This window comes from Flavobacterium reichenbachii, from assembly GCF_002217435.1.
GTDB classification, from domain to species: Bacteria; Bacteroidota; Bacteroidia; order Flavobacteriales; family Flavobacteriaceae; genus Flavobacterium; species Flavobacterium reichenbachii.
Window position 1 is genome coordinate 64,160 of sequence record NZ_MUHF01000029.1, and the last position, 22,399, is coordinate 86,558.

Genomic DNA, 22,399 nt, shown 5'->3' on the forward strand with positions numbered 1-22,399 from the left:
TAATAATTATCAATTAACGGTTATCAATTCACCATTATCAATTATCAATTAACCATTATCCATTATCAATTATCAATTAATAATTCACAATTCACAATTCACAATTAATTTAAGCCTATGTAACAAAAGTCCAAAAAAAGAAAGAAGGTCGACATTATAAAAAAAACCGGAAAATGCGCTAACACTTTCCGGTAGAATAAATGCGATCAGTTAATTAACCAACCAACATTAAAAAACATTTTAAAAGTATGAAAAAACTCTTGAACACTATCAGGTTCGACAAGCCTTTTTTGAAATTTGATTTGAAGATGAAATTGACTACATTATTTTTAATAACCACTCTTACGGTTATGCAGGCGGGGGTAACGTACTCGCAAAAGGCAAAAATGTCTTTTAATGCCAACAATATGACTGTTGCAAAAGTTATAGAAAAATTAGAATATACTACCAATTACAGATTTGTTTACAATGTAAGATCTGTTGATTTAAACAGAACTATTGATGTCAATTTAAACGATGCGTCTATAGAAACTATTTTAAGTATTATTTTTAAAGAAAGCAGTACAGATTATAAAGTTTCAGGTACTCATATTGTTTTGATGCCCAGAAAAACTTCTGCTGAAAAACCCATTGAAGTAAAGAAACCAGCTGCCGATTTTATTGTAAAAGGGAGAGTAACCGATGAAAAAGGAATGCCTTTAGTAGGCGCTGCAATTTCTGATAATGGATCGGGAAGAGGCGTTCAGACTGATTTTAATGGTGAATATCAGATTATTACAGTAGGAAGTGAGACTACATTGGCTTTTGCTTACTTAGGATACATCAGACAGGAAATAAAAGTAGACGGCAGAAGCGTGATCAATGTGGTATTAAAAGAAGATGTTCTGGAATTAGAAGGTTTAGTTTTAACTACCGGATATCAAAATATTAATGCAGAAAAAGCAACAGGTTCTTTCTCTAATTTAAAGGCAAAAGATTTTCAGGAACAGCGATTAAGCAGTTTAAATTCTGTTTTAGAAGGTCGTATTGTTGGGTATCAGGACGGACAGATTCGAGGAACTACTTCGATGAGAGGTGTAAGTACGCCTTTGTATGTTATTGATGGATTTCCGATAGAAAATACAAAACTGACACCTTATGCTACTATTGAAGAGAATGTACCCAATCTGAATTTGGAAGATATCGAAACTATTACAGTTTTGAAAGATGCAGCAGCTTCTTCTATTTATGGTTCTCGCGCGGCTAACGGAGTAGTTGTAATTACTACTAAAAAAGCAAAAGCAGGAAAAACAAATATCTCGTTCTCAAGCAACTTAACCGTTACACCGTATAGAAATTATACCGATAATCTTACTGATTCTGCCGATATTATTGGTTTAGAAAGAGGATGGGCTGCGGGAAATCCTAATTTACAAGGAGCTAATGCCAGTACTTATTCGCAATCATTATTAAATAATGCTGCGTTTACAAGTTTAGGAATGCAGACTATTTTAAACGGATATGCCGGAAACATTTCTCAAACAGAAGCCAATAACCGCTTAAACACACTTGGCGCGCAGGGATATAAATATTATGATGATATTGCCAGATACGCAAAACGCGATCAGTATTTTATGCAGCACAACCTTAGCTTAGGTAAAGCTACTGACAGCAATACATTTAATGCCTCTTTGACGTACAAAGATAATCAGCTTGAGAATCGATATTCTGAAAATCAATCCGTGGGTATTAACTTAAAAAACTCCACACAGATTAACGATTGGCTGTCTATAGACTTGGGAACTTATATTAATTATGTTAAAGGTGATACACAGAGTTATCTGGCTTCGTCTCCTGGTTTTAAATATCAGCCGTACAATCAATTGGTAAATAACGACGGAACTAATTTTGTTTCTACAGCTGCGTCTCGTTACAACAATTTTACACTTCAGTCTTTACAAAATTACGGTCTTTACAGCCAGAACATTACACCAATGGACGAGTTTGGAAGAAACCTGATTGAAAACAAAAATTTTCAAAACAGAACGTATGCTAAGTTTAATGTAAAATTTAGTAATGCCTTTACTTACAGCGCAATGTTTCAATACGAATACGGCGCAGATCGTGCGAATCAGTTATTTGATAAAGAATCGTATTATGTTAGAAATAAAGTAAACAGTCTGGTTACGATTGTTAATAATAAAGCGGTTTACAATCTGCCATATGGAGATATTATAAAAGAAACCAATCAATTTTCTAACGCTTACAATTTCCGCCAGCAGTTAAATTTTAATCAGGTTTTCAACCAAAAACATGATTTTTCTGCCATTGCAGGTATGGAAATACGTCATGCAAAGTTAGAATATGCAGACAATACACGTTATGGTTACGACAGCCAGACTTTGGGTTTTGCGCTGGTAAATCAAGCAGATTTATTTAAGGTTTACGGAAGTGTCTTAGGCGGCTATATGATTCAGGATGAATTTTCATTGCAAAAAGAATTATTAAACCGATACGTTTCGTTTTATGGAACTGGAGGTTATACGTATGACAGCAGATATACGCTTTCTGGAAGTGTACGCTGGGACCGTTCTAACCTTTGGGGAACAGACAGTAAATATCAAAATAAACCAACATGGTCTGCAGGTGCGGCATGGAATATTGACAAAGAATCATTCTTTAAAGTTTCATGGGTAGATGCGCTTAAAGTTCGTGCTTCTTATGGTATCGGAGGAAATATTGCCAAAGATACTGCGCCTTATTTGACAGCATATTACAACTCTAACTCAAATGTAGGAGGAAATCAGGGAACGGTTAGATCAAGACCTAATCCAGAATTATCGTGGGAAAAAACTACAACGACAAACATAGGTTTGGATTTTGCCTTATTTAAAAACAGATTGAGCGGAACCTTAGATCTTTACAACAAAAAAGGAGAAGATTTATTAGCCAGCAGTACAGGAATTCCAACAGAAGGCTGGGGGTATTCTACTTATACAATCAATAATGGAGCAATGACAAATAAAGGGATCGAAGTTAGTTTGAGCGGGACAATCGTAAAAACACCTTCATTCTCTTGGGATGCGTCAGTTTTGTATGCAAATAACAAAAACAAAGTTGATTATATAAATGTAAAAGCTCCAGTTTATTATCTTCAATTAGATCAAGCTCAGTTTTTTCCGAGAGTTGGAACCAATTTTAATTCTATTTATGGATACAAATGGGCAGGTTTGAGCAGTACAGGATTGCCTCAGGTATATGATGCTTCTGGAACTGCCGTAAAATACAATCCGGGACAAGTAGATGCAATTCAGGATTTTGGTTCAAAAGTGCCTATTCATAGTGGCTCTTTCCATACATCGGCTGCGTATAAAAACTTCTCAATTTCAGCATTGTTTGTTTACGAATTAGGACATAAAATTAAAAACACATTCCTGCCAATGCTCAATAATAATTATTCTAGTGCAACAGGAAGTTACATAACCGATATCACGGCTGTAAACAATCATATTGCAGACCGATGGATGCAGCCGGGCGACGAAGCTTTTACAAATATTCCGAGAGTGGTGTATGAATATGATCCTGAATTTAGTAATGATTCGCGCACCATATATTCTTACTCTGACATCAATATTCTCGATGCTTCGAATGTGAGATTAAGCAACGTTTCATTGGGTTATAGATTGCCAAAAGAGCTTATTAAAAGAGTAAAATTACAAGACGTGCGTTTTAATTTAAACGCAGAAAATGTATACACTTTTGCCAAAAGCAGAGATGCCAAATATCTTTTAGGTGGTTTCCAATCTCCAAGTTATGTGTTTGGTGTAAATATTAATTTCTAATTTATAACGACTAGACGATGAAAAATATATATAAAAAAGCAGTGTACTTAATAGCTTTGGGATTGACTTTAGCATCTTGCGAAAATTATCTGGATGATGCTCCAAAAGGATCAAAAGTACCTGTAACATTGGCAGATTACGAAGCTTTTCTGCGTGACGAATATACAAATCACAGAGTAGATGTTACCGGAGCAATGCATTTATTAAACGATCAGTTTTTGGGTATTTCGACTTTAGCAAATAACAGATTGTTTACCGCCAACTATATGTGGGATGAAAATGCAGACCGTATTGCATTAAAACCTTCAGATGAAACAGCTTATTATTCAGGTTATGCCGGAATTTCGACTTTTAATTTAATTATAGAAAATGCCTTAACTGCAACTAAAGCAACAGAAACAGAACAGCGAGTAGTTTGGGCAGAAGCAAAAGTACTGCGTGCCATGAACTATTTTAATCTGGTAAATTTTTATGCAGATACGTATACGGCTTCAACTGCGGCAACAAAATTATCGGTTCCGTTAATTACAAGTGCCAATATTAATGCACCGAGTAAACAAGTAACGATTCAGGAATTATACAATTTTATTTTGAATGATGTAAATGAAGCTTTGCCGTATTTACCAAAAGTTTCTCAGACTGCACTGCATCCAAATTTAGGAGCAGGATATGCTTTTTATTCAAGAGTTTTTCTGCAGATGAATAATTACACAGAAGCTCTGAAATATGCCGATTTAGCCTTAGCAGAAAATAATAAATTGTACGACTGGGTGGCATATTACAATACAAATAAAGCCGTTATTGACGTGCCGAATTCGTATACTACAACAGCCTCTCCGATGGGATTTACTTATGTTGAAAATTATACATACCGCCACGGCAGTGCGAATAATTCGGGAGGAGAATTTGATATTCCGGTAGAACGCGCCCAGCGATTTGAAGCTGGTGATGCCCGTTTTACCTCCCGTTGGAAAATCAGAACAGTGGGAGCAGAAACATACTACAGAAGAACTTTGACAGGATTTTTTAATTTCGGCGGTATCACAACTGTTGAAGTTTATTTGATTAAAGCAGAATGTCTTGCGCGTGCGGGTCAGATTGGAGACGCACTAAACGTTTTAAATACAGTACGTAAAACGCGTATTCTTCCGGCTTCTTATCAGGATATTGCGACTACAGATAAAACGATTGCTGTAAATGCGATTTTAAGAACTAAAAGCAACGAACTTATTAATACGCTGATTCCTTTTGCAGACGCACGCCGTCTAAATGCAGAAGGTATTTATAAAGTGAGTTTTACTAAAACAGCAAACGGAAATACCTACACATTATCATCAGATTCTCATTTATGGACCATGCCTTTCCCGCAGGGAGCAATGAATAGTCCGGGCAACGGAACTCTTACGCAGAACGTAGCAAAATAATAATCCAAAGCTTCCTGATCAGGAATCTGAAAAGGAAGCTTTTTCTAAATCAATCAAAAAATGAATACAATTAAATACAAAATAATAGGATTCTGTCTGTGTTTGTTTATGATTTCTATTGACACTCAGGCACAAAAGAAAAAAACGGTTAAACCCGCAGCTTCTTCTTATACCATTGAAGGAAATATTACTGGACTCGCAGACGGAACGACGGTGCAATTGGTTCCCGGAGCGACACATTCGTCTGAACTGCCCGTTGGTGAAACCACAATCAAAGACGGCAGATTTACTTTTACAGGAAAATTAAATGAACCGCGTTATTTCTTTTTGGTTTTTGCTAAGAATAAAGGATATATACCAGTAATAGCAGAGAATGCAAAAATAAAAGTAACTGCAGAAGCTCAAGTTTCTAAAGAAAACGAGCGAATTACGTTTACCAATCCGGTTGTTTCTGGATCTAAATCTCATGATTATTTTAGAAAAGAAACCGCTTTTAGGGCAGCGTTAGAAAAAGATTATGCTGCATATCATGTAGGCATAAACGAACTGACTAATCTGGCAGGTAAAGGAAAAAAAGAAGGAAATAAAAAACTGGTAGATTCTGTTTACAGCACACCACAATGGAAACGTTTTGAAGCAGACGAAAAAGCTTTTTTTGATAAGGTAAAATTAAGTTATGAAACAGTAGTCATAAAACATAAAGATACTTGGTGGGGACCTCTTTTTATGATGACGCAATACAGTTATTTTTCTCCAGAACAAAAACCAATGTTTGAGCAGTTTTCAGAATCTGCAAAGAAAAGTTATTACGGTCAATTGGTAGATAAAGACTTGAATCCGAAATCTCTAATCGGGACAAATATTGCAAATTTTGATTTAAAAGATCAGAACGGAAAAGCATTCAGCACAAAAGAAATCATTGCAGGAAAAAAATATATTCTGATAGATTTTTGGGCATCGTGGTGCGGACCTTGCCGAAAAGAAATTCCAAATCTAAAAACAGCCTACGCATCCTATGCAGAAAAAGGATTTGAAATTTTAAGCATTTCTATTGATAAAGACGAAAAAGCTTGGAAGAAAGCTTTAGGAATGGAAAACATGCAGTGGCATAATCTTCTCGATGACGACAGAGTGAGCAAAATGTTTAATGTAAAAACAATTCCGGCAACTTATTTAGTAGACAGCAAAGGTGTTATTATCGGCGATAATTTAAGGGGAGAAGAATTAGACCAAAAACTAAAAGAACTTTTAAAATCTTAATTATCAATTTAAAATAATACACGAAGATTCACACAGCTTTGTTTGTCTTAAAGAATGAAATGCCTTTTTAAAACTTTCAAAGCTATGTCTCTATGTGTTAAAAAAAACAATCGCAAAAAAAATAACAACATGAAAAGTACAATCTTAAAATCAGGTTTGGCCGCTTTAGCGCTCATCACGACAATTACTTCCTGCTCTAAAAAAGAAGGTTATACCATAAACGGTGCTATATCAGGATTAGACAAAGGAACTGTTTATCTGGAATATGCAGACGAAAAAGGAGATAAAAAAATTATAGATTCTGCCGAGGTAAAAGAAGGCGCTTTTACTTTTAACGGTAAAGTTTCTGAGCCTTTGTTTCATACTATTAAAATTAAAGGACAAGAATACGGAGCTTATTTTCTTCTAGACAATGAAGAGATTAAAGTAGAAGCAAAAAAAGATTCTGTTTTTAAAGCTAAAATTACCGGGTCAAAACAAAATGATTTTTATAAATCGTATTATGATAATGAATTTAAAGAAATACAAAAGATTGCCGGTCCGATTTACGGATTATCTGATTCGTTATCACAAAAAGGAAAAGTAAAGCTAACTGCTGATCAGCAAGCCATGATGGATAAAAAATGGAAAGATCTCAGCGCTTTCGCGGATGATTTGACAGATAAATTCATTAGAAAAAACAAAGATAATCTGGGCGGTGCATTGATTATTGAGGACCGAATTGTGTCTTACGGAACTCCGGAGAAAGTAAAAGAATACTATGCAATTTTATCTCCGGAAGTTCAAAAATCATTCTACGGAAAAAAACTAAAAACCGCGATTGATCTCAACGATAAAACTGCGATTGGTTCTCCTGCTCCAGAATTTTCTCAAACCGATGTTAACGGAAAAGTGGTAAAATTATCAGATTATAAAGGGAAATATGTTTTGGTAGATTTCTGGGCAAGCTGGTGCGGACCATGCCGAAAAGAAAACCCGAATGTGGTTGTGGCTTACAAAACCTATCACGACAAAGGATTTGATGTTTTGGGAGTTTCCTTAGACGATAAAAAGAAACTTTGGGAAAATGCAATTAAAAGAGACGGTTTGACCTGGACTCACGTTTCTGATTTAAAAGGATGGCAGAACGAGGCTGCAGTTTTATACGGTGTAAAAATGGTTCCGACAAACTATTTAATTGGACCTGACGGAAAAATTCTTGCTAAAAACCTGAGAGAAGCAGAATTGCAGTCTAAACTAAAAGAGATTTTTATTAAATCTTAAAACCTATAATTAACTTAATCTGCTGAGTGTAATTTTAAAAAAAGTAATGAACACATAGAAACATACGTTTTAATTTCGTAAAAAGAATATAAAAAAAATAAACTATTGTACCGATTCCGGAAATTGGAGACTATGGCTCTATGTGTTAAAAATAATTACACTCAACGGGTTAACTTTATTTAAGAAGTTATTCTATAATAGAGACATAGATTTTTTAGGCAGGTATAAATAAAGAAGAAAAGACAGGAGAAAGTATGTTTATTCAATTTTTTGAAACGCCTTTTTAAGCCTGTAAAATCTATGTCTCTATATTTTAAAACAAGAATTTAAAAAATACCGTAACAAAAGTGTTTTTTAAGAGTCTAATAATAAAACCTTCAATATAAAAAATGAAAAAATACATCTTTCTAGGCTGTTGCTCATTGGCATTCTCTACGCTGGTTTCTGCACAGAATAAATCAGTTAACTTTAAGAAAATAAAAGAATTAGGCGGTATCGAAGAATATTTGTACCAGCCAAACGGAATGAATGTTTTGCTTTTGCAGGACAATGCATCTCCAGTTGCAACGGTACAGATTGTATATCGTGTTGGTTCTAAACATGAGGTTTTAGGAAACACCGGATCTACACATCTTTTAGAACATTTAATGTTTAAAGGAACTCCAACTTTCAACAAAAAAAGCGGTACTACTATTACAGATGTTTTACAAAATACCGGAGCACAATTAAATGCTACCACCTGGTATGACCGTACCAATTATTTTGAAACACTTCCGAGTGATAAAATCGAATTGGCGATTCAGATCGAAGCCGACAGAATGCGCAATTCTTTATTGACAAAAGAAGATAAAGATGCAGAAATGACCGTGGTTCGTAACGAATTTGAACGCGGCGAAAATAATCCGGATGCATTGTTAGATAAAGAAATATGGGCTTCGGCTTATATTGCACATCCGTATCACCATTCTACTATTGGATGGAAATCTGATATTGAAAATGCGCCAATAGAAGTTTTAAAAAATTTCTACAATACCTATTATTGGCCGGATAATGCTACTCTAACTATAATTGGAGATTTTAGAAAAGACAATGTTTTTGAATTGATCGAAAAGTATTTTGGTAAAATTACCAAAGCGCCAAAAGCAATGCCTCAGCCTTATACAGAAGAACCTCAGCAATATGGACCGCGTAAAATTATTGTTAAGAAAACAGGAGAATTGGGCGTTGTAAACAAAGCGTATAAAATTCCGGGTGCTTTGCATGAAGATCTTCCGGCATTAAATATTCTAGCACAGATTATCGGCGCAGGACCTTCGGCAATTTTAAACAAAACTTTTGTAGATACTCGTTTAGGAATTTACGCTTACGCAGATGCTACAAACTTTAAAGAGGTTGGACTTTTTACTATTGGAGTAGGTTTTCCGGTCACATCAAAACATGAAGATATAGATGCCAAAATCAGCGAAGTTGTGGCTAAAATTCAAAAAGAAGGAGTAACTCAGGACGAAGTAAATCGTGTTGCGGCAAAAATAAGCGCACAAACAATTTTGGCCCGAGACGGATCTGGAGTTATCGCATCGGCACTAAACGAAGCTATTGCTGCTGGCGACTGGACAGATTACATTACAGGTGTTGACCGATTAAAAAAAGTAACTCCGGCAGATGTTTTGAGAGTGGCACAGAAATATTTAGTCGAAGATCAAAGCACAACAGGATATTTTATTCCGAAACAATCGGGAGCACAAAATAAAGATGCAGCGCAGGCCAATAATTTTATGAAAGAAAATGGTCCGTTTTATTACAGACATCCAGAAAATGGACATTCTCATGAAGAAAATACAGCTGTTTCCTCTTCATTAAAAAATACTTTAGAAGAAATTACTTTAGAAGAAAATACAATCGAAAAAACAGCTTCGGCTTTTAAAAGAGAAAAAGTAAACGGAATTGATGTGGTTTCTGTAAAAACTTCTGCTAAAGATTTTGTTACAGTTGCAGCAAGTATTTCGTTAGGAAATTACGCCAGTGAAACTAAAAATGTAATCATTCCTTCTTTAACAGCGTCGATGTTAGCAAAAGGAACGACTTTGAATGATAAATTCAAATTCTCAGAAAAACTTCAGAAATTAGGCGTAAACTTAAACGTTAATGCTTCCACTTTTAAAATAAATATTGGGTTTAAATGTTTGAAAAAAGATTTGGATCAGGTAATTGCTTTATTGGCAGAAGAACTAAGAAATCCGTTGTTTGATGCTAAAGAATTCGAAAATTTAAAGCAGCAGTTTATCGGAACTACACAGCAGGATTTAAACGATCCGGGCGAGAGAGGAAGTATTGCTTTATCGCAGGCAATTTACGGAAAAACAAATCCAAACTACAGCTTAAGTGTTGAAGATAATATTGCGAATATTAAAAACGCAACATTGGATGAAGTAAAAGCGTTTCACAAAAAATATTTCGGAACTGCTTCTATGCGTTTAGTAATCGTAGGAGATACAGATGGTGCAAACTTAAATGCTTCATTAAAAAAATCATTTAAAAACTGGAATGGCGGTGTTACAGAAAAATTAAAGTTTGAAGAAGGTTCTAAAACTGCGGCCAAAACAGAAGTGGTTACGATTCCGGAGAAACCAAGTGCAGAATTATACTTAGGACAATTTACAGGTTTAAAAAGGGCAGACGCCGATTATATTCCGTTTTACATCGGAAATTATACTCTGGGTGCAGGTTTTGCTGGACGTTTAATGCAGACTGTTCGTGATAATGACGGGTTAACGTATAGTATTTCATCTGGTTTAGGCGGAAATATCGAAACTGGCGGTTACTGGTATGTAAACGCTTCTTTTAATCCTGATTTATTTCAAAAAGGATTGGATGCAACGATGGTTCAGGTTGATAAATGGGTGAAAAACGGAATCACTTCTGCTGAATTAGAAAATAAGAAAACCAATTTAATCGGAAGTTTTAAAGTTGGAATGTCTACGACGAACGGTATGGCGCGAACCATTTTGAGTTTTATAGAAAGAGGTTTGGAACCAAATTATATTGAGCAATATCCAAAAGATATCGAAAAAGCGACTTTACAGCAAGTAAATGATGCGATCAAAAAATACATTCAGTTAGATAAAATGATCATTATCAAATCGGGTTCTCTGGACCAAAAGGGCAGTCCGATAAAATAATTTCAAAAATCGTCTTTCATTTTTAAATCTGAATTAGTAAGCAATTTTCTATGAAAGGCTAAAAGAGCTGTTTTACGACAGCTCTTTTTTTATTCATATCCAATCCAAATCAAGTGTTATCTGGTTTTTTAACTAAGTTATCTTTTGGCTTTTAACATAAAAAATGATTAATATTGCTTTTTTTGATCCTCACTCTTTTTAATCAATGTCTGTTTATAGCAAATATGCTGATCATATTTTAATAAATCTTCTTAAAGAAGATGATCAATTGGCGTATACAGAAATTTTTAAGAGGTATTCTAAACTCCTGCTCCAGCATGCTTATAAAATGCTCGGAAGCCGTGATGAAGCCCACGATATTGTTCAGGAAGTATTTCTATCCATTTGGAACAAACGTCAGGAATTAATAATTACGGGATCGCTTTCTTCTTATTTATACAAAGCTGCCAAAAACCGAATCTTAAATCATATTGCCCACGAAAAAGTAGTTTCGCGTTACGCAGATTCCATTTCAAGCTTTATCGAAAACGATTATGTTTTAGCAGATTCCAATCTTAGAGAAAAAGAATTGGAATCTATTATTGCTAAAGAAATCGCACTTCTTCCGGAAAAAATGCGTGAAGTTTTTCTTTTAAGAAAAGTAGAAGAACTTTCGTATGACGAAATAGCACTTCAATTGAATATTACAGATAAAACAGCAAAGCAGCAAGTTTACAATTCGCTCAAAATACTTAGAGAAAAACTCAAGAATCTGATGCATGTTTTTCTTATGTAAATTATTATGATTCTTTTTGTTAATTTCTACAATATAATTTGCTTCCAACCTTCTCAGTCGTAAGTAGAAAATAACATTCCTGGAGTTTTGTTAATGATATAATAATATTTTTTTAATTTTTTTTTGTCATTGCCTATGACAAAACCTGTTTTTAACTGTCTTAATTAAAACGGGACAAATTTCTCATTGTAATTATGAATGAAACTGAAATCTTAGCGCTGCTTAAAAAATACCAGAATAATACTTTGTCTGATGCAGATAGAGATAAACTGGACGCCTGGTATTTGCACAAAGCTTCTACTACTAATACGCAGCTCAGCGAATATGAACTGGAAGATAGTTACCAGCATCTTAAATCAAAATTACCTTTACAGCAGGAAACCAGAGTGATTAGCCTTTGGCCGCGTATTGCTGTGGCCGCATCAATTGTATTGCTTTTGGGAACTGGCATATTTTATTTTACAACGCCAAAAGAACAAACAATTCAGGTTGCAGCAAAACAACAGGATATTGCTCCAGGAGGAAATAGAGGAATTTTGACTCTTTCTAACGGAAAGCAAATTGTTCTTTCTTCTATTTCGGCACAAGATACAATTGCAAACGAAGGAGAAAAGCAGGAAGTAACAATAAAGATGAATGCAGACGGAGTTATTACTTATGTTATAAACCCAGATGCTGCAGCTTCAAAAGAAGATGTTAATTCATTCAATACACTTTCTACACCAACAGGAGGGCAGTATAATATTGTATTGGCAGACGGAACAAAAGTGTATCTAAATGCAGTTTCTTCTGTTAAATATCCAACTCAATTTAATGGAAATCAAAGAATTGTGGAACTGGAAGGAGAAGCTTATTTTGAGGTTGCCAAGGATAAAAGCAAACCTTTTATTGTAAAATCAGGCAGTCAGTCTATAGAAGTCCTCGGAACTCATTTTAATGTACATGCTTACAATAATGAAGCAGTTGTAAAAACTACTTTATTAGAAGGAAGTGTAGCAGTTACTTACAAAAACCAGAAAGCAGTTTTAAAACCGGGACAACAATCAAATGTTGCAGAAAACAGTAATAAGATTGCGATTCGCGAGGTTGATACGGAAGCAGCTGTTGCGTGGAAAAACGGCCGTTTTAAATTTGATAATGCCGATCTGAAATCTGTAATGAAACAATTGGAACGCTGGTACGGAATAAAAGTAGAGTACCGCGGCGATGTGTCTGATGTTCGATTTAACGGTGGTACGTTTAGAAATAAAAATTTATCTGAAGTGCTAAAAGTACTTGAGCTTAGTAATATAAAATTTAAGGTCGAAGGAAAAACAATTATTGTATATCCGTGATTTTAAATTTACCCGAATATATTGAGACTATAAACTAAAAAACCAGAAGCAGTTGCGATGCCTCTGGTTGTTAAAATAGTTATTAGCCAATATTAGTTGTCCTCTATTGTTAAACCATAACCAAATGTAAATGTATGAAATTTAATTTACAACAAAAAAAACCTTACAAAAGTCTTGGAAAAAAGATTTCCAAATTTAATTTTTCTGCCAATTTATGGCTGTTTAGCACACTATTAATACTGCTTTGCAGTTTTACAGGTCAGGCACAAAACATCACGATCAATTTTAAAGATGCATCTTTAGAGACTGTTCTGAAAGAAGTGGCAAGGCAGGCAGATTACGAAGTTTTTTATACGCAGAAATTGCTGAAAGATTCTAAATCTGTGACTGTTAATGTTAAGAATTCAAGTGTAAAAGAAGCGCTGAATCAAATTTTTAAATCTCAAAATTTAAAGTACACAATTACCAACCAGACTATAGTGGTAACTGCTGGAAAAGGGGAGGATGTGGGAAACGGGCAAATCGATATACGCGGAAAAGTATTAAATAATAAAAATGAGCCTTTTCCGGGTGTAACGGTAACTATCTCTGGCACAAACAGAACAAGTATAACCGATTTTGACGGAAGCTTTTCTTTTGATAATGCACCATCAAATGGGATAATTGAATGTTCTGGATTAACCATTGAGAAAAAATCGTTTGCAATTAACGGCCGCAATATATTATCGCTTATTGTTGAGGATAAAATCTCGGCAATGAAAGAAGTTGTAGTAACAGGTTATCAGACTATTGCGAGAAGTAACTTTACCGGAGCAATTGCTAAAATTGACGAAAAAACATTAAATGAAAATATCAATACAAATTTAATGACTGCAATAGAAGGTCGTGTAGCAGGTTTGATGTTTCAAAAAAATCCTACCGGAGCTGCTGCAGACAAACCTATATTGAGAGGTATGGGTACTTTTTCATCAGATCAGGTTGGCTACAGTCCGCTTATCGTAATAGATGGTTTGCCGACTGACCTTACTCTAGATGAAATTAATCCGTATGATATAGAAAGTGTCGATGTTCTTAAAGATGCTGCGGCGGCTTCTATATATGGTTCAAGAGCGGCAAATGGTATTATTGTATTGACTACCAAAAAAGGAAACGGGAGATTAAAAGTAAGTATAAATTCAGATTTTTTTGTGTCGACAAAACCAAACATAAGAGATATGAATTATGCTTCTACCAGCGATTTGATCGATTTTGAACAGTCTGTTTACAATAGAGAAAGAGCCAGATTTTCCGACACTGCTACAATGTTCAGCAATTATGGAGATATAGGAAACAGCAGTATAAAATATTACAGCCCGCTTTACCAGCTCAACAGAGATTTGGAGGAAGGAAAAATTAATAATGCTGATTATAACAGCACTGTTGCGCAATGGAGAAAGAACGATTACATAAAAGATTATAGTGATAATGTATGGCAGAATGAGCTGAGACAGCGTTATAATATTGCATTTTCTGGAAGCACCAGCAAACAAAATACTTACGTTTCTCTTAATTATGACGAATCAAAAGGTCGTGTTAAGTACAACAGCAGCCGTGCATTTAATCTTTATGCAAAAAGCAGTTTTCAGGTTAATAACTGGCTGAATGCGACATTTGGAGTAAATGGAACGTACAGCAATGATGATGTTACTGATCCTGATTGGGGAAAATATGATATTCAAAAAAGATACGAGCGTATTACTGATGATAACGGAAATCTTGTAATATCTCCATTTGTAGGTACTGGCGACGGTTTTACTTCAAGCGGTACTATCAATCCGATTGTAGCAAGAAAATTAGCAGGTTTAAGTGGTTTTAAATCAATGAATTTTAATGTTTTGAATGCACTTCAGGAAGGTATTGAAAATCAGAATTCGTTAAGTTTAAGAACTTTTGCCAACATAAAAGCCAAGTTGTGGAGAGGTTTAAGCTTCAATACACAATTTCAATATGAAGTAAGAAGAAATGATAACGATCAGTATTACGACATTAACTCTTATAAAATGCGTTATGCTATCAATGCTTTAACGGGATATAATCCAACTACAAATGCTTATACGTATGTAGAAGGTTTCTCTACAGGAGGCCGATACGAACAATCCAGCAGTCAGGCCAGTAATTATTCTTTTAGAAACCAATTAGATTTTAATCAGGAATTTGGCGACGGAAAACATTCTGTTAGTGCTTTAGCCGGTTTTGAAATGCGCGAAACTTTTCTTCCGAGAACTATTGAGCAGTTAAGATACGGTTATGATCCGGTTACCATTAGTTCTGCCGTATTAAATAATCTGGCGCTTAGTCAAACTGGAGTTCCAAGTTATATTTTTGGAAGCAACCGTACTCTGGCAACGGTATCAAGAACACAAAAGGAAATATTACACCGTTATTTTTCGGTTTTTAGTACAGCGAGTTATACCTATTTATCAAAATATAACATAACAGGAAGTTACCGTGTTGATAGAGCAGATTTGTTTGGAGTAGATCCTAAGTATAAAAACCGTCCTTTATGGTCTGCAGGTTTAGGATGGAATGTGAGCAATGAGGACTTTATGAAAGAAGTAAAATGGGTCAGCATGCTTAAACTTAGAACAACTTACGGAATTAACGGAAATATAGATCAGTCTACAACTCCCTATATAACTGCTACAAGAAGAAACGATAATTTATATCAATCTTTACAATATACTAATATTACAGCGCAGCCAAACCCAATGTTAAGATGGGAAAAAACACAAAGTACCAATTTAGGTATAGATTACAGTCTGTTTGGTAATAAGTTAAACGGTAGTATTGATCTTTATCATAAATACAGCAGCGATTTGCTGGCAACCACAGATTTAGATCCAACTGTTGGTGCATTGACCAGAAGAATAAATGCCGGAGCTTTACTAAACAAAGGTGTAGAATTTAGTGTTGGTTCTGAATGGTATAATAATGGTAATTTTCGTATTGGTTCTAATCTAGTTTGGGCCTTTAACAAAACAACTGTAGAAAAAGTTACCAGAGCTCAATCTGTTGCTTCGGTATATGTAAGTTCGCCGATAGATTACTTTTCAGAAAACGAGATATACAATAGTTTATATGCATACAAATACGGGGGAACGATTAATGGTTATCCTTATGTTTTGGATGAAAACGGAAATCCTTCGATCACTTTTGATGCAAATGGAAATCCAATTTCGACCAGCATAAAAACAATTACAAATCCTAAGGCTTTAGTAAACAAAGGAAGTTTAACACCAACTTATACAGGTTCGCTTTCACAACGATTCTCTTACAGACAATTCGATTTGAATTTCTTGTTTGTTTTCTCAGGAGGAAATGTAATGCGTAAAGAGACTATCGATATGAGTACAGACGCTGTAAATCTTGCAGGTATTACAGAGCGCTACACAACAGCACAGCCAAATGGCAATACACGTTTGTATGTAGATCTTGACGAAAGTGTTAGAACTTACGCAGCAACGATCAGCAGTCAATGGAGAAATTCAGATGCAAATGTTGTCGATGGTGATTATATCAAGCTTAGAAACGTTTCTTTAGGGTATAATTTACCAAAATCATTTGCAAATAAAATTAAAATGGCATCGGCTAAATTTACTTTTCAAATGAACAATATTTGGTATTGGAGTGCGGCAGGAAATCGTATTGATCCAGAGGTTTATTCTGCAAACTCAGGCACACGTAATTTACCATTGCCTAAAACTTATTTATTTGGCTTTAATCTTACCCTTTAAAAAAAATGAAACAGATATATATAACAATGCTTTCGCTGATGATGCTGACGGTAACATCCTGCGAAGAATACACAGATGTTACACCAAAAGGCGCTTTAGTTATCGAAACTGCAGACCAATTTCATGAACTGGTTTCTCTTCCCGGAAGAGGATATCCGATCAATAACTTTCAGTATTTGGTAGACGATCAATGGATGAGAGAAGCAAACGTGATCGGAAGAACTCCAAACATTGATATTCTTAATTTTACTTTTGACGAAAGTGTAGACAGGGTTTCCTTAATGACCACTTCGAGCTTTTACAATCAGGCTTACACGTATATTAACAGATGGAATACTATTATCTCGTTGGTAGACAACAGCAAAGGAGATGAAAGTAAAAAACAATTAGCAAAAGCAGAAGCCAAAATCTTTAGAGCTTACGATCACTTTTTGCTGGTAAATACTTATGCAAAAGGGTATAATCCGCAAACGGCAGCAACCGATGGAGGTATTTGTATTATGGATAAATTTGATTTAGAAGCACAGCCTTCAAAATCAACTGTTGCACAGGTTTACGATTTTATTCAAAAAGATATTGACGAAGCACTGCCGTATCTTCAGGAAAAACCATTAGATGTTTATCATCCTTCATTAGCATTTGCTTATGCTTTTAAAGCTAAAGTTCATTTGTTTAAACGCGAAATTGCGAATGCGCAGGCAGCAGCAGAAAAATCATTAAGCTACAACAATCAAATATTTGATATGGTAGCTTACAATACACAAGGAGGACCAACTGCAGTCGCTGTACCTGCAGCAAATAATATCGAAGTACTCAGCTACATGTATATGACAGGATATAATGAGATGAACTTTGGACAACTCTATGTCATCAGCCCGGAGCTGCGAACTTTATTTGGTACGAATGATGCGCGATTCAATTTGTTTTTTAATTCTACCAGCACCACAAATCTGGATCAGGGCTCCAATACAGCATATTGGGGAACTCAATATACAAGATTTTTCTATCCTACTGTGGGCATGAAAACTACTGAAGTCTTTTTAATGCTTGCAGAATGTTATGCCAGAGATAATAAATTTAGTGAAGCGGTAGATGTTTTGAATAAATTAAGAGCAAAACGTATTCTGTCTGGTACTGTAAATTTAGCAGTTCCAGCAACCAGAAAAGAAACTATGGAGCTTGTGGTAAACGAACGCAGAAAAGAATTGCTTTTAGGTTTTAACCGACTTTTTGACCTTAAGAGATTAAATACTGAAGCAGAATATGCCAAAACAATTACAAGAGTATTCCCGCTGGTTAATAAAACAGTTCCTCAAAAGACTTATACTTTGCAGCCTGACTCGAGATTGTATATTATACCATTTCCTTTATCTGCGCTGACAAAAAATCCAAAATTGACATTGAATACAAACGAAAAAGTTCCATTTTAATTCTGATGAAGAAATTATTTATATTATTAATTATGCTGGCTGCCGGACAACAGTATGGTTTTGCACAAACTCCGGCAGAAAAGAAAGCGGACAGCACCAGTACGCAGCCTAAAGGCTTACAGCCTTATAAAAAAATTATCCCGGAAACTGCTGTAAACAAATCGGGACTTTTTACAGTCAGCCAGGTTGATACTAAAATTTATTTTCAGATACCTGATAGTTTGTTTAACAGATATATGCTGGTGGTAACCCGATATTTGTCTACTCCAGAAGGAATGGGCCGTTTTGGCGGTGAAAAAGCCAACGAACAGACTATTTATTTTGAAAAAGGTGCCAACAATACTGTTTTTTTAAGATCACTACAGTACAAACAAGATGTTCGTAACGCCGATTCGATGCTTGCAAAAGCATTGGCCGGCAGTAACGAAAATCCTATTGTTGCCGCTTTTCCAATAAAAACAACCAATCCAGATACAAAAAATGTTGTTATTGATGTAACCGATGCTTTTAAGAAAGAGAATGCAATGTTCTCTTTGGGAAGTCAGGAGAAAACAGAAAAAAAATTAACCTCTCTTGCTGATGATAAATCATTTATAGAAGCTGTAGATGCATATCCTATCAACATTGAAGTAAAAACTACCAAAACATATACAAATAGTACAGCGAGCAGCGGGACAATAACATTGAGGTTAAATACCTCAATTGTACTGCTCCCGAAAACGCCAATGCGCAAACGTTTTGCAGACGAAAGAGTAGGTTATTTTGCCAATAAATATGTTTTGTTTGATGATGATGAACAGCGTGCTCAAGCCAAATTTATTATCCAGCGTTATCGTTTGGAGCCTAAAGATAAAGACATTAAAAAATATCTTAAAGGGGAATTGGTTGAACCAAAAAAACAAATTGTATACTACATTGATCCGGCAACGCCAAAAAAATGGAGACCTTACCTGATTGCAGGAATCAACGATTGGCAGAAAGCTTTTGAATCTGCTGGTTTTAAAAATGCAATTGTGGGTAAAGAATGGCCGGAAAATGATAAAACAATGAGTCTGGAAGATGCAAGATATTCTGTAGTAAGATATTATGCTTCTGAAACTCCAAATGCTTACGGACCGCGAGTAAGCGATCCTAGAAGTGGAGAAATCATAGAAAGTCATGTGGGATGGTATCATAATGTGATGAAATTAGTGCAGAGATGGTATATGATACAAGCAGGACCATTGGACGCTAGAGCAAGAAAAATGCATTTGGACGATGAGTTAATGGGACAGTTAATTCGATTTGTTTCTTCTCATGAAATTGGACATACCATTGGTTTACGCCATAATATGGGAGCCAGCAGTGCAACTCCTGTAGAAAAACTTCGTGATAAAAAATGGGTAGAAGCAAACGGCCACACCGTTTCTATAATGGATTATGCGCGTTTTAATTATGTAGCACAGCCAGAAGACAATATTAGTCCGCAGGGAATTTATCCTCGTATTGGCGCTTACGATAAGTGGGCCATTAAGTGGGGTTATAGTTATCTTCCAAATACTAAAGATGAGTTTGAAGAAGAAAAAATACTCAGCAAGCTTACTACAGATAGTTTAACTGTTAATCCTAAATTATGGTTTGGAGGAGAAGGAAAAGACGAAGATCCGCGCAGCCAGACAGAAGATCTTGGTGATGATGCAGTACTTGCCAGTGATTACGGAATTAAAAATCTAAAAAGAGTAGTGCCGCATCTTATAGAATGGACTTACCAGCCAAATGATGCATATGATAATCTTTCTGATATGCACAAAGCAGTGGTAAGACAATACGGAACGTACTTATATCATGTGCTGAAATATATTGGTAATAACTATGTAACCAAAAGAACTGTTGATGAAAAAGGCGTTGTATACCAGCCGGTTCCCAAAGCCAAAATAAAAGCAGCAATAGGTTATATTGGCAGACAATTGTTTAACGCACCACTCTGGATGTATCCGCAGGAGATTGATGAGCTTATTGCTTTAAAAAGAGAAGATCAAATAGCAGATCAGCAGAATCAGGTATTAAATATGCTTTTAAGTTCTGGAATGCTTTATAATATTAGTCTTAAAACAATGCAGTTTGAAGGTGCTTATACTGTTCCTGAATTTTTAAACGATTTACAGCAGACCGTTTGGGTAAAGTTTAGCGGCGACGAAAAATTAGATTTTTACAGACGTGGCTTGCAGCGCGGTTATATCGAAAAGCTAAATCTGCTTTTACTGCCTAAAGAAGCTGAACCTGGTAAAGCTTTGAATGCAGCACAACGCAGCGATGTGAGGTTATACGGCAAACAGCATCTTATTAAATTAAAAGGAGACATTACTAAACTTATGGATGCTGCAACAGGATTAAACAAAGAGCATTTTGAAAGTATTTTGATAGAAATAGATAAAATTGTTACCAAATTAAATAAAACCACGATATGAGAAATGTATTAGTTACAGCATTAATTTTCTTAAGCACATTTGCGCATGCCCAAATAACATCAAAAGAAGAAGTAACTCCTGAATTGGTATCAAAACGAGAAGCACAAAAAAAGGAAATCACAAACCATTATCTGGCTTTAAAAAACAGTCTAATAGTTTCAGACAGTGTTGCAGCAGTTACAAATGCAGGAGCGTTAAAAAAATCGCTGAGTAACTTTAAGTTTAAAAAACTTACTCTTGAGCAAATGAATGAGGCGACTAAAACGAGAAAAGAAGTTATGGACCTTGCAGCAGAAGTTACGGCGACCAAAAACATTAATAAACAGCGTAAAATTGTACAGCAGCTTTCTGTAAAGTTTTGGGATCTCGCACCAAAATTTAAAGCAGAAGATTCTACATTATATCTGCATGTATGCCCAATGACAGGCGCAGTCTGGACAAGTGATAGTAAGGAAATTAAAAATCCATATTATCCTAAAAATATGTTGACTTGCGGTGAGGTTAAGGCAAGTTTATAAAAAGTGAATTGAATTAGTTTGATAGATACGGTTTCCTGAATAAGGAGCCGTATTTGTTTTTTTAAGCAGTACCATTTAAATACTCATATTTCTATTAATATTAATAAATCATTAAATGACAAATCCTTAAAAATATCAATTAGGGTTTATTATACATTTGTAAGGGTCTTCTTTAATATTTAAAATTGTATTATGAGTTCTAATTTGGTAATAAGATTGAGTGCTGGGGATGATTCTTGTTTCAAAGAAATATATGATTTGTATCATTACAAGGTATTTTGCTTTGTTAAGAAATATACCTCGCAGCTTGCAGATTCAGAAGATGTGACACAAAATGTTTTTATACATCTTTGGAAATACAGAGCAAAATTAGATCCAAATGTAGACTTAGAAGCGGTTTTATTTAAAACTTCAAAACAGGAAATATCAAAATGGTACAAAAAGCAGAATAGAATTTTTTCTGTCGAAAATGATCAGCTTATAAAAGAACTCGATACAGCATCTGAATTGGAGGAAGATATTAGCCTGAAATTAGAAAAGATAGAATATCTGCTGAATCAAATTCCCGAAAAAAGACGAAAGATATTTAATCTTCATAAGTTTGAAGACCGCAGTTATAAAGAAATTGCAGAAGAAATGAATATGTCTCCAAGCGCTGTGGCCAACCAGATATCGAAGACCTTACAATTTCTTAAAAAAAATTCGGTAAAAAATCATGAACTCTATTGGTTTGCTTTGTTCTTCATCAGCCAGTATGAATCTATTTCGTAGTGTGTTCTTACTTTATGACACACCAGATGTCTTGTTAAGTAAACTTTTCCTGGATTAAGAAAACGTTAATAGTAATACCTGCCCGTGACATTTGGTAAACTGAAAATCTAATGTAGTTGAATTGATATTTTTTTTTCAAATACTAAACGATACTTAATGAAGTCCAAAAGATTAAAAGAAGAATGGAATGCGATACCCAACAGAGGTATTTTAGGAAGCGAAATAGAAGAACGTATGTGGAAAAATATACGTACGGCAACAATAGACCGATATAAAATCTTGTATAATTGGACCGCAGCTGCCTGTGTTTTGTTTCTTTTTTCTATAACAGGCTATCATTTTTATAACAATGTCAATTCTGATAATGCTGTAATCACTTCTACAGCTACATTTAATAAAGATAT

At 35.0% G+C, this 22,399-nt stretch carries 12 protein-coding genes and 1 pseudogene; all 13 read left to right on the top strand.

Annotated elements, in window-relative coordinates:
- Nucleotides 1–248: 248 nt before the first annotated feature.
- Nucleotides 249–3,821, top strand: a complete 3,573-nt coding sequence (locus tag B0A68_RS21285) for a SusC/RagA family TonB-linked outer membrane protein (protein ID WP_035689985.1) — start codon at nucleotides 249–251, stop codon at nucleotides 3,819–3,821.
- A 17-nt stretch (nucleotides 3,822–3,838) separates the two neighbouring features.
- Nucleotides 3,839–5,245 (top strand): RagB/SusD family nutrient uptake outer membrane protein, encoded by a 1,407-nt coding sequence (locus B0A68_RS21290; RefSeq protein WP_035689987.1) that lies wholly within the window; start codon nucleotides 3,839–3,841, stop codon nucleotides 5,243–5,245.
- A gap of 60 nt (nucleotides 5,246–5,305) precedes the next feature.
- Nucleotides 5,306–6,505 (top strand): TlpA disulfide reductase family protein, encoded by a 1,200-nt coding sequence (locus B0A68_RS21295; protein WP_084679223.1) that lies wholly within the window; start codon nucleotides 5,306–5,308, stop codon nucleotides 6,503–6,505.
- Between the two features lie 129 nt (nucleotides 6,506–6,634).
- Nucleotides 6,635–7,768: a TlpA disulfide reductase family protein gene (locus B0A68_RS21300; RefSeq protein ID WP_165571369.1), complete on the top strand. Its 1,134-nt coding sequence runs from the start codon at nucleotides 6,635–6,637 to the stop codon at nucleotides 7,766–7,768.
- Between the two features lie 389 nt (nucleotides 7,769–8,157).
- Entirely contained in the window at nucleotides 8,158–10,947 is a 2,790-nt protein-coding gene (locus B0A68_RS21305) for a M16 family metallopeptidase (protein WP_035689988.1), read from the top strand.
- Nucleotides 10,948–11,152: 205 nt separating this feature from the next.
- Nucleotides 11,153–11,722 carry an RNA polymerase sigma factor gene (locus B0A68_RS21310; RefSeq protein ID WP_035689989.1) on the top strand — a complete coding sequence of 190 codons (570 nt, stop codon included), beginning with the start codon at nucleotides 11,153–11,155 and terminating at the stop codon, nucleotides 11,720–11,722.
- A gap of 194 nt (nucleotides 11,723–11,916) precedes the next feature.
- The gene (locus tag B0A68_RS21315; protein ID WP_035689990.1) at nucleotides 11,917–13,056 is read left to right on the top strand and encodes a FecR family protein; all 1,140 of its coding nucleotides are present in this window, start codon (nucleotides 11,917–11,919) and stop codon (nucleotides 13,054–13,056) included.
- 134 nt (nucleotides 13,057–13,190) lie between these two features.
- A complete protein-coding gene (locus B0A68_RS21320; protein ID WP_035689991.1) occupies nucleotides 13,191–16,829 on the top strand; it encodes a SusC/RagA family TonB-linked outer membrane protein in 3,639 nt (1,212 codons plus the stop codon).
- 5 nt (nucleotides 16,830–16,834) lie between these two features.
- Entirely contained in the window at nucleotides 16,835–18,259 is a 1,425-nt protein-coding gene (locus B0A68_RS21325; protein WP_035689992.1) for a RagB/SusD family nutrient uptake outer membrane protein, read from the top strand.
- Between the two features lie 5 nt (nucleotides 18,260–18,264).
- Complete coding sequence (locus B0A68_RS21330; protein WP_035689994.1) at nucleotides 18,265–20,706, top strand: zinc-dependent metalloprotease; 2,442 nt, start codon at nucleotides 18,265–18,267, stop codon at nucleotides 20,704–20,706.
- Complete coding sequence (locus tag B0A68_RS21335) at nucleotides 20,703–21,224, top strand: DUF3347 domain-containing protein (protein ID WP_035689995.1); 522 nt, start codon at nucleotides 20,703–20,705, stop codon at nucleotides 21,222–21,224. Before B0A68_RS21330 ends, B0A68_RS21335 begins: the two co-directional genes overlap by 4 nt.
- 192 nt (nucleotides 21,225–21,416) lie before the next feature.
- Nucleotides 21,417–21,995 (top strand): RNA polymerase sigma factor, encoded by a 579-nt coding sequence (locus tag B0A68_RS21340; RefSeq protein WP_035689997.1) that lies wholly within the window; start codon nucleotides 21,417–21,419, stop codon nucleotides 21,993–21,995.
- Between the two features lie 156 nt (nucleotides 21,996–22,151).
- Nucleotides 22,152–22,399 (top strand): annotated as a pseudogene (locus tag B0A68_RS21345) (FecR family protein); the annotation flags it as partial.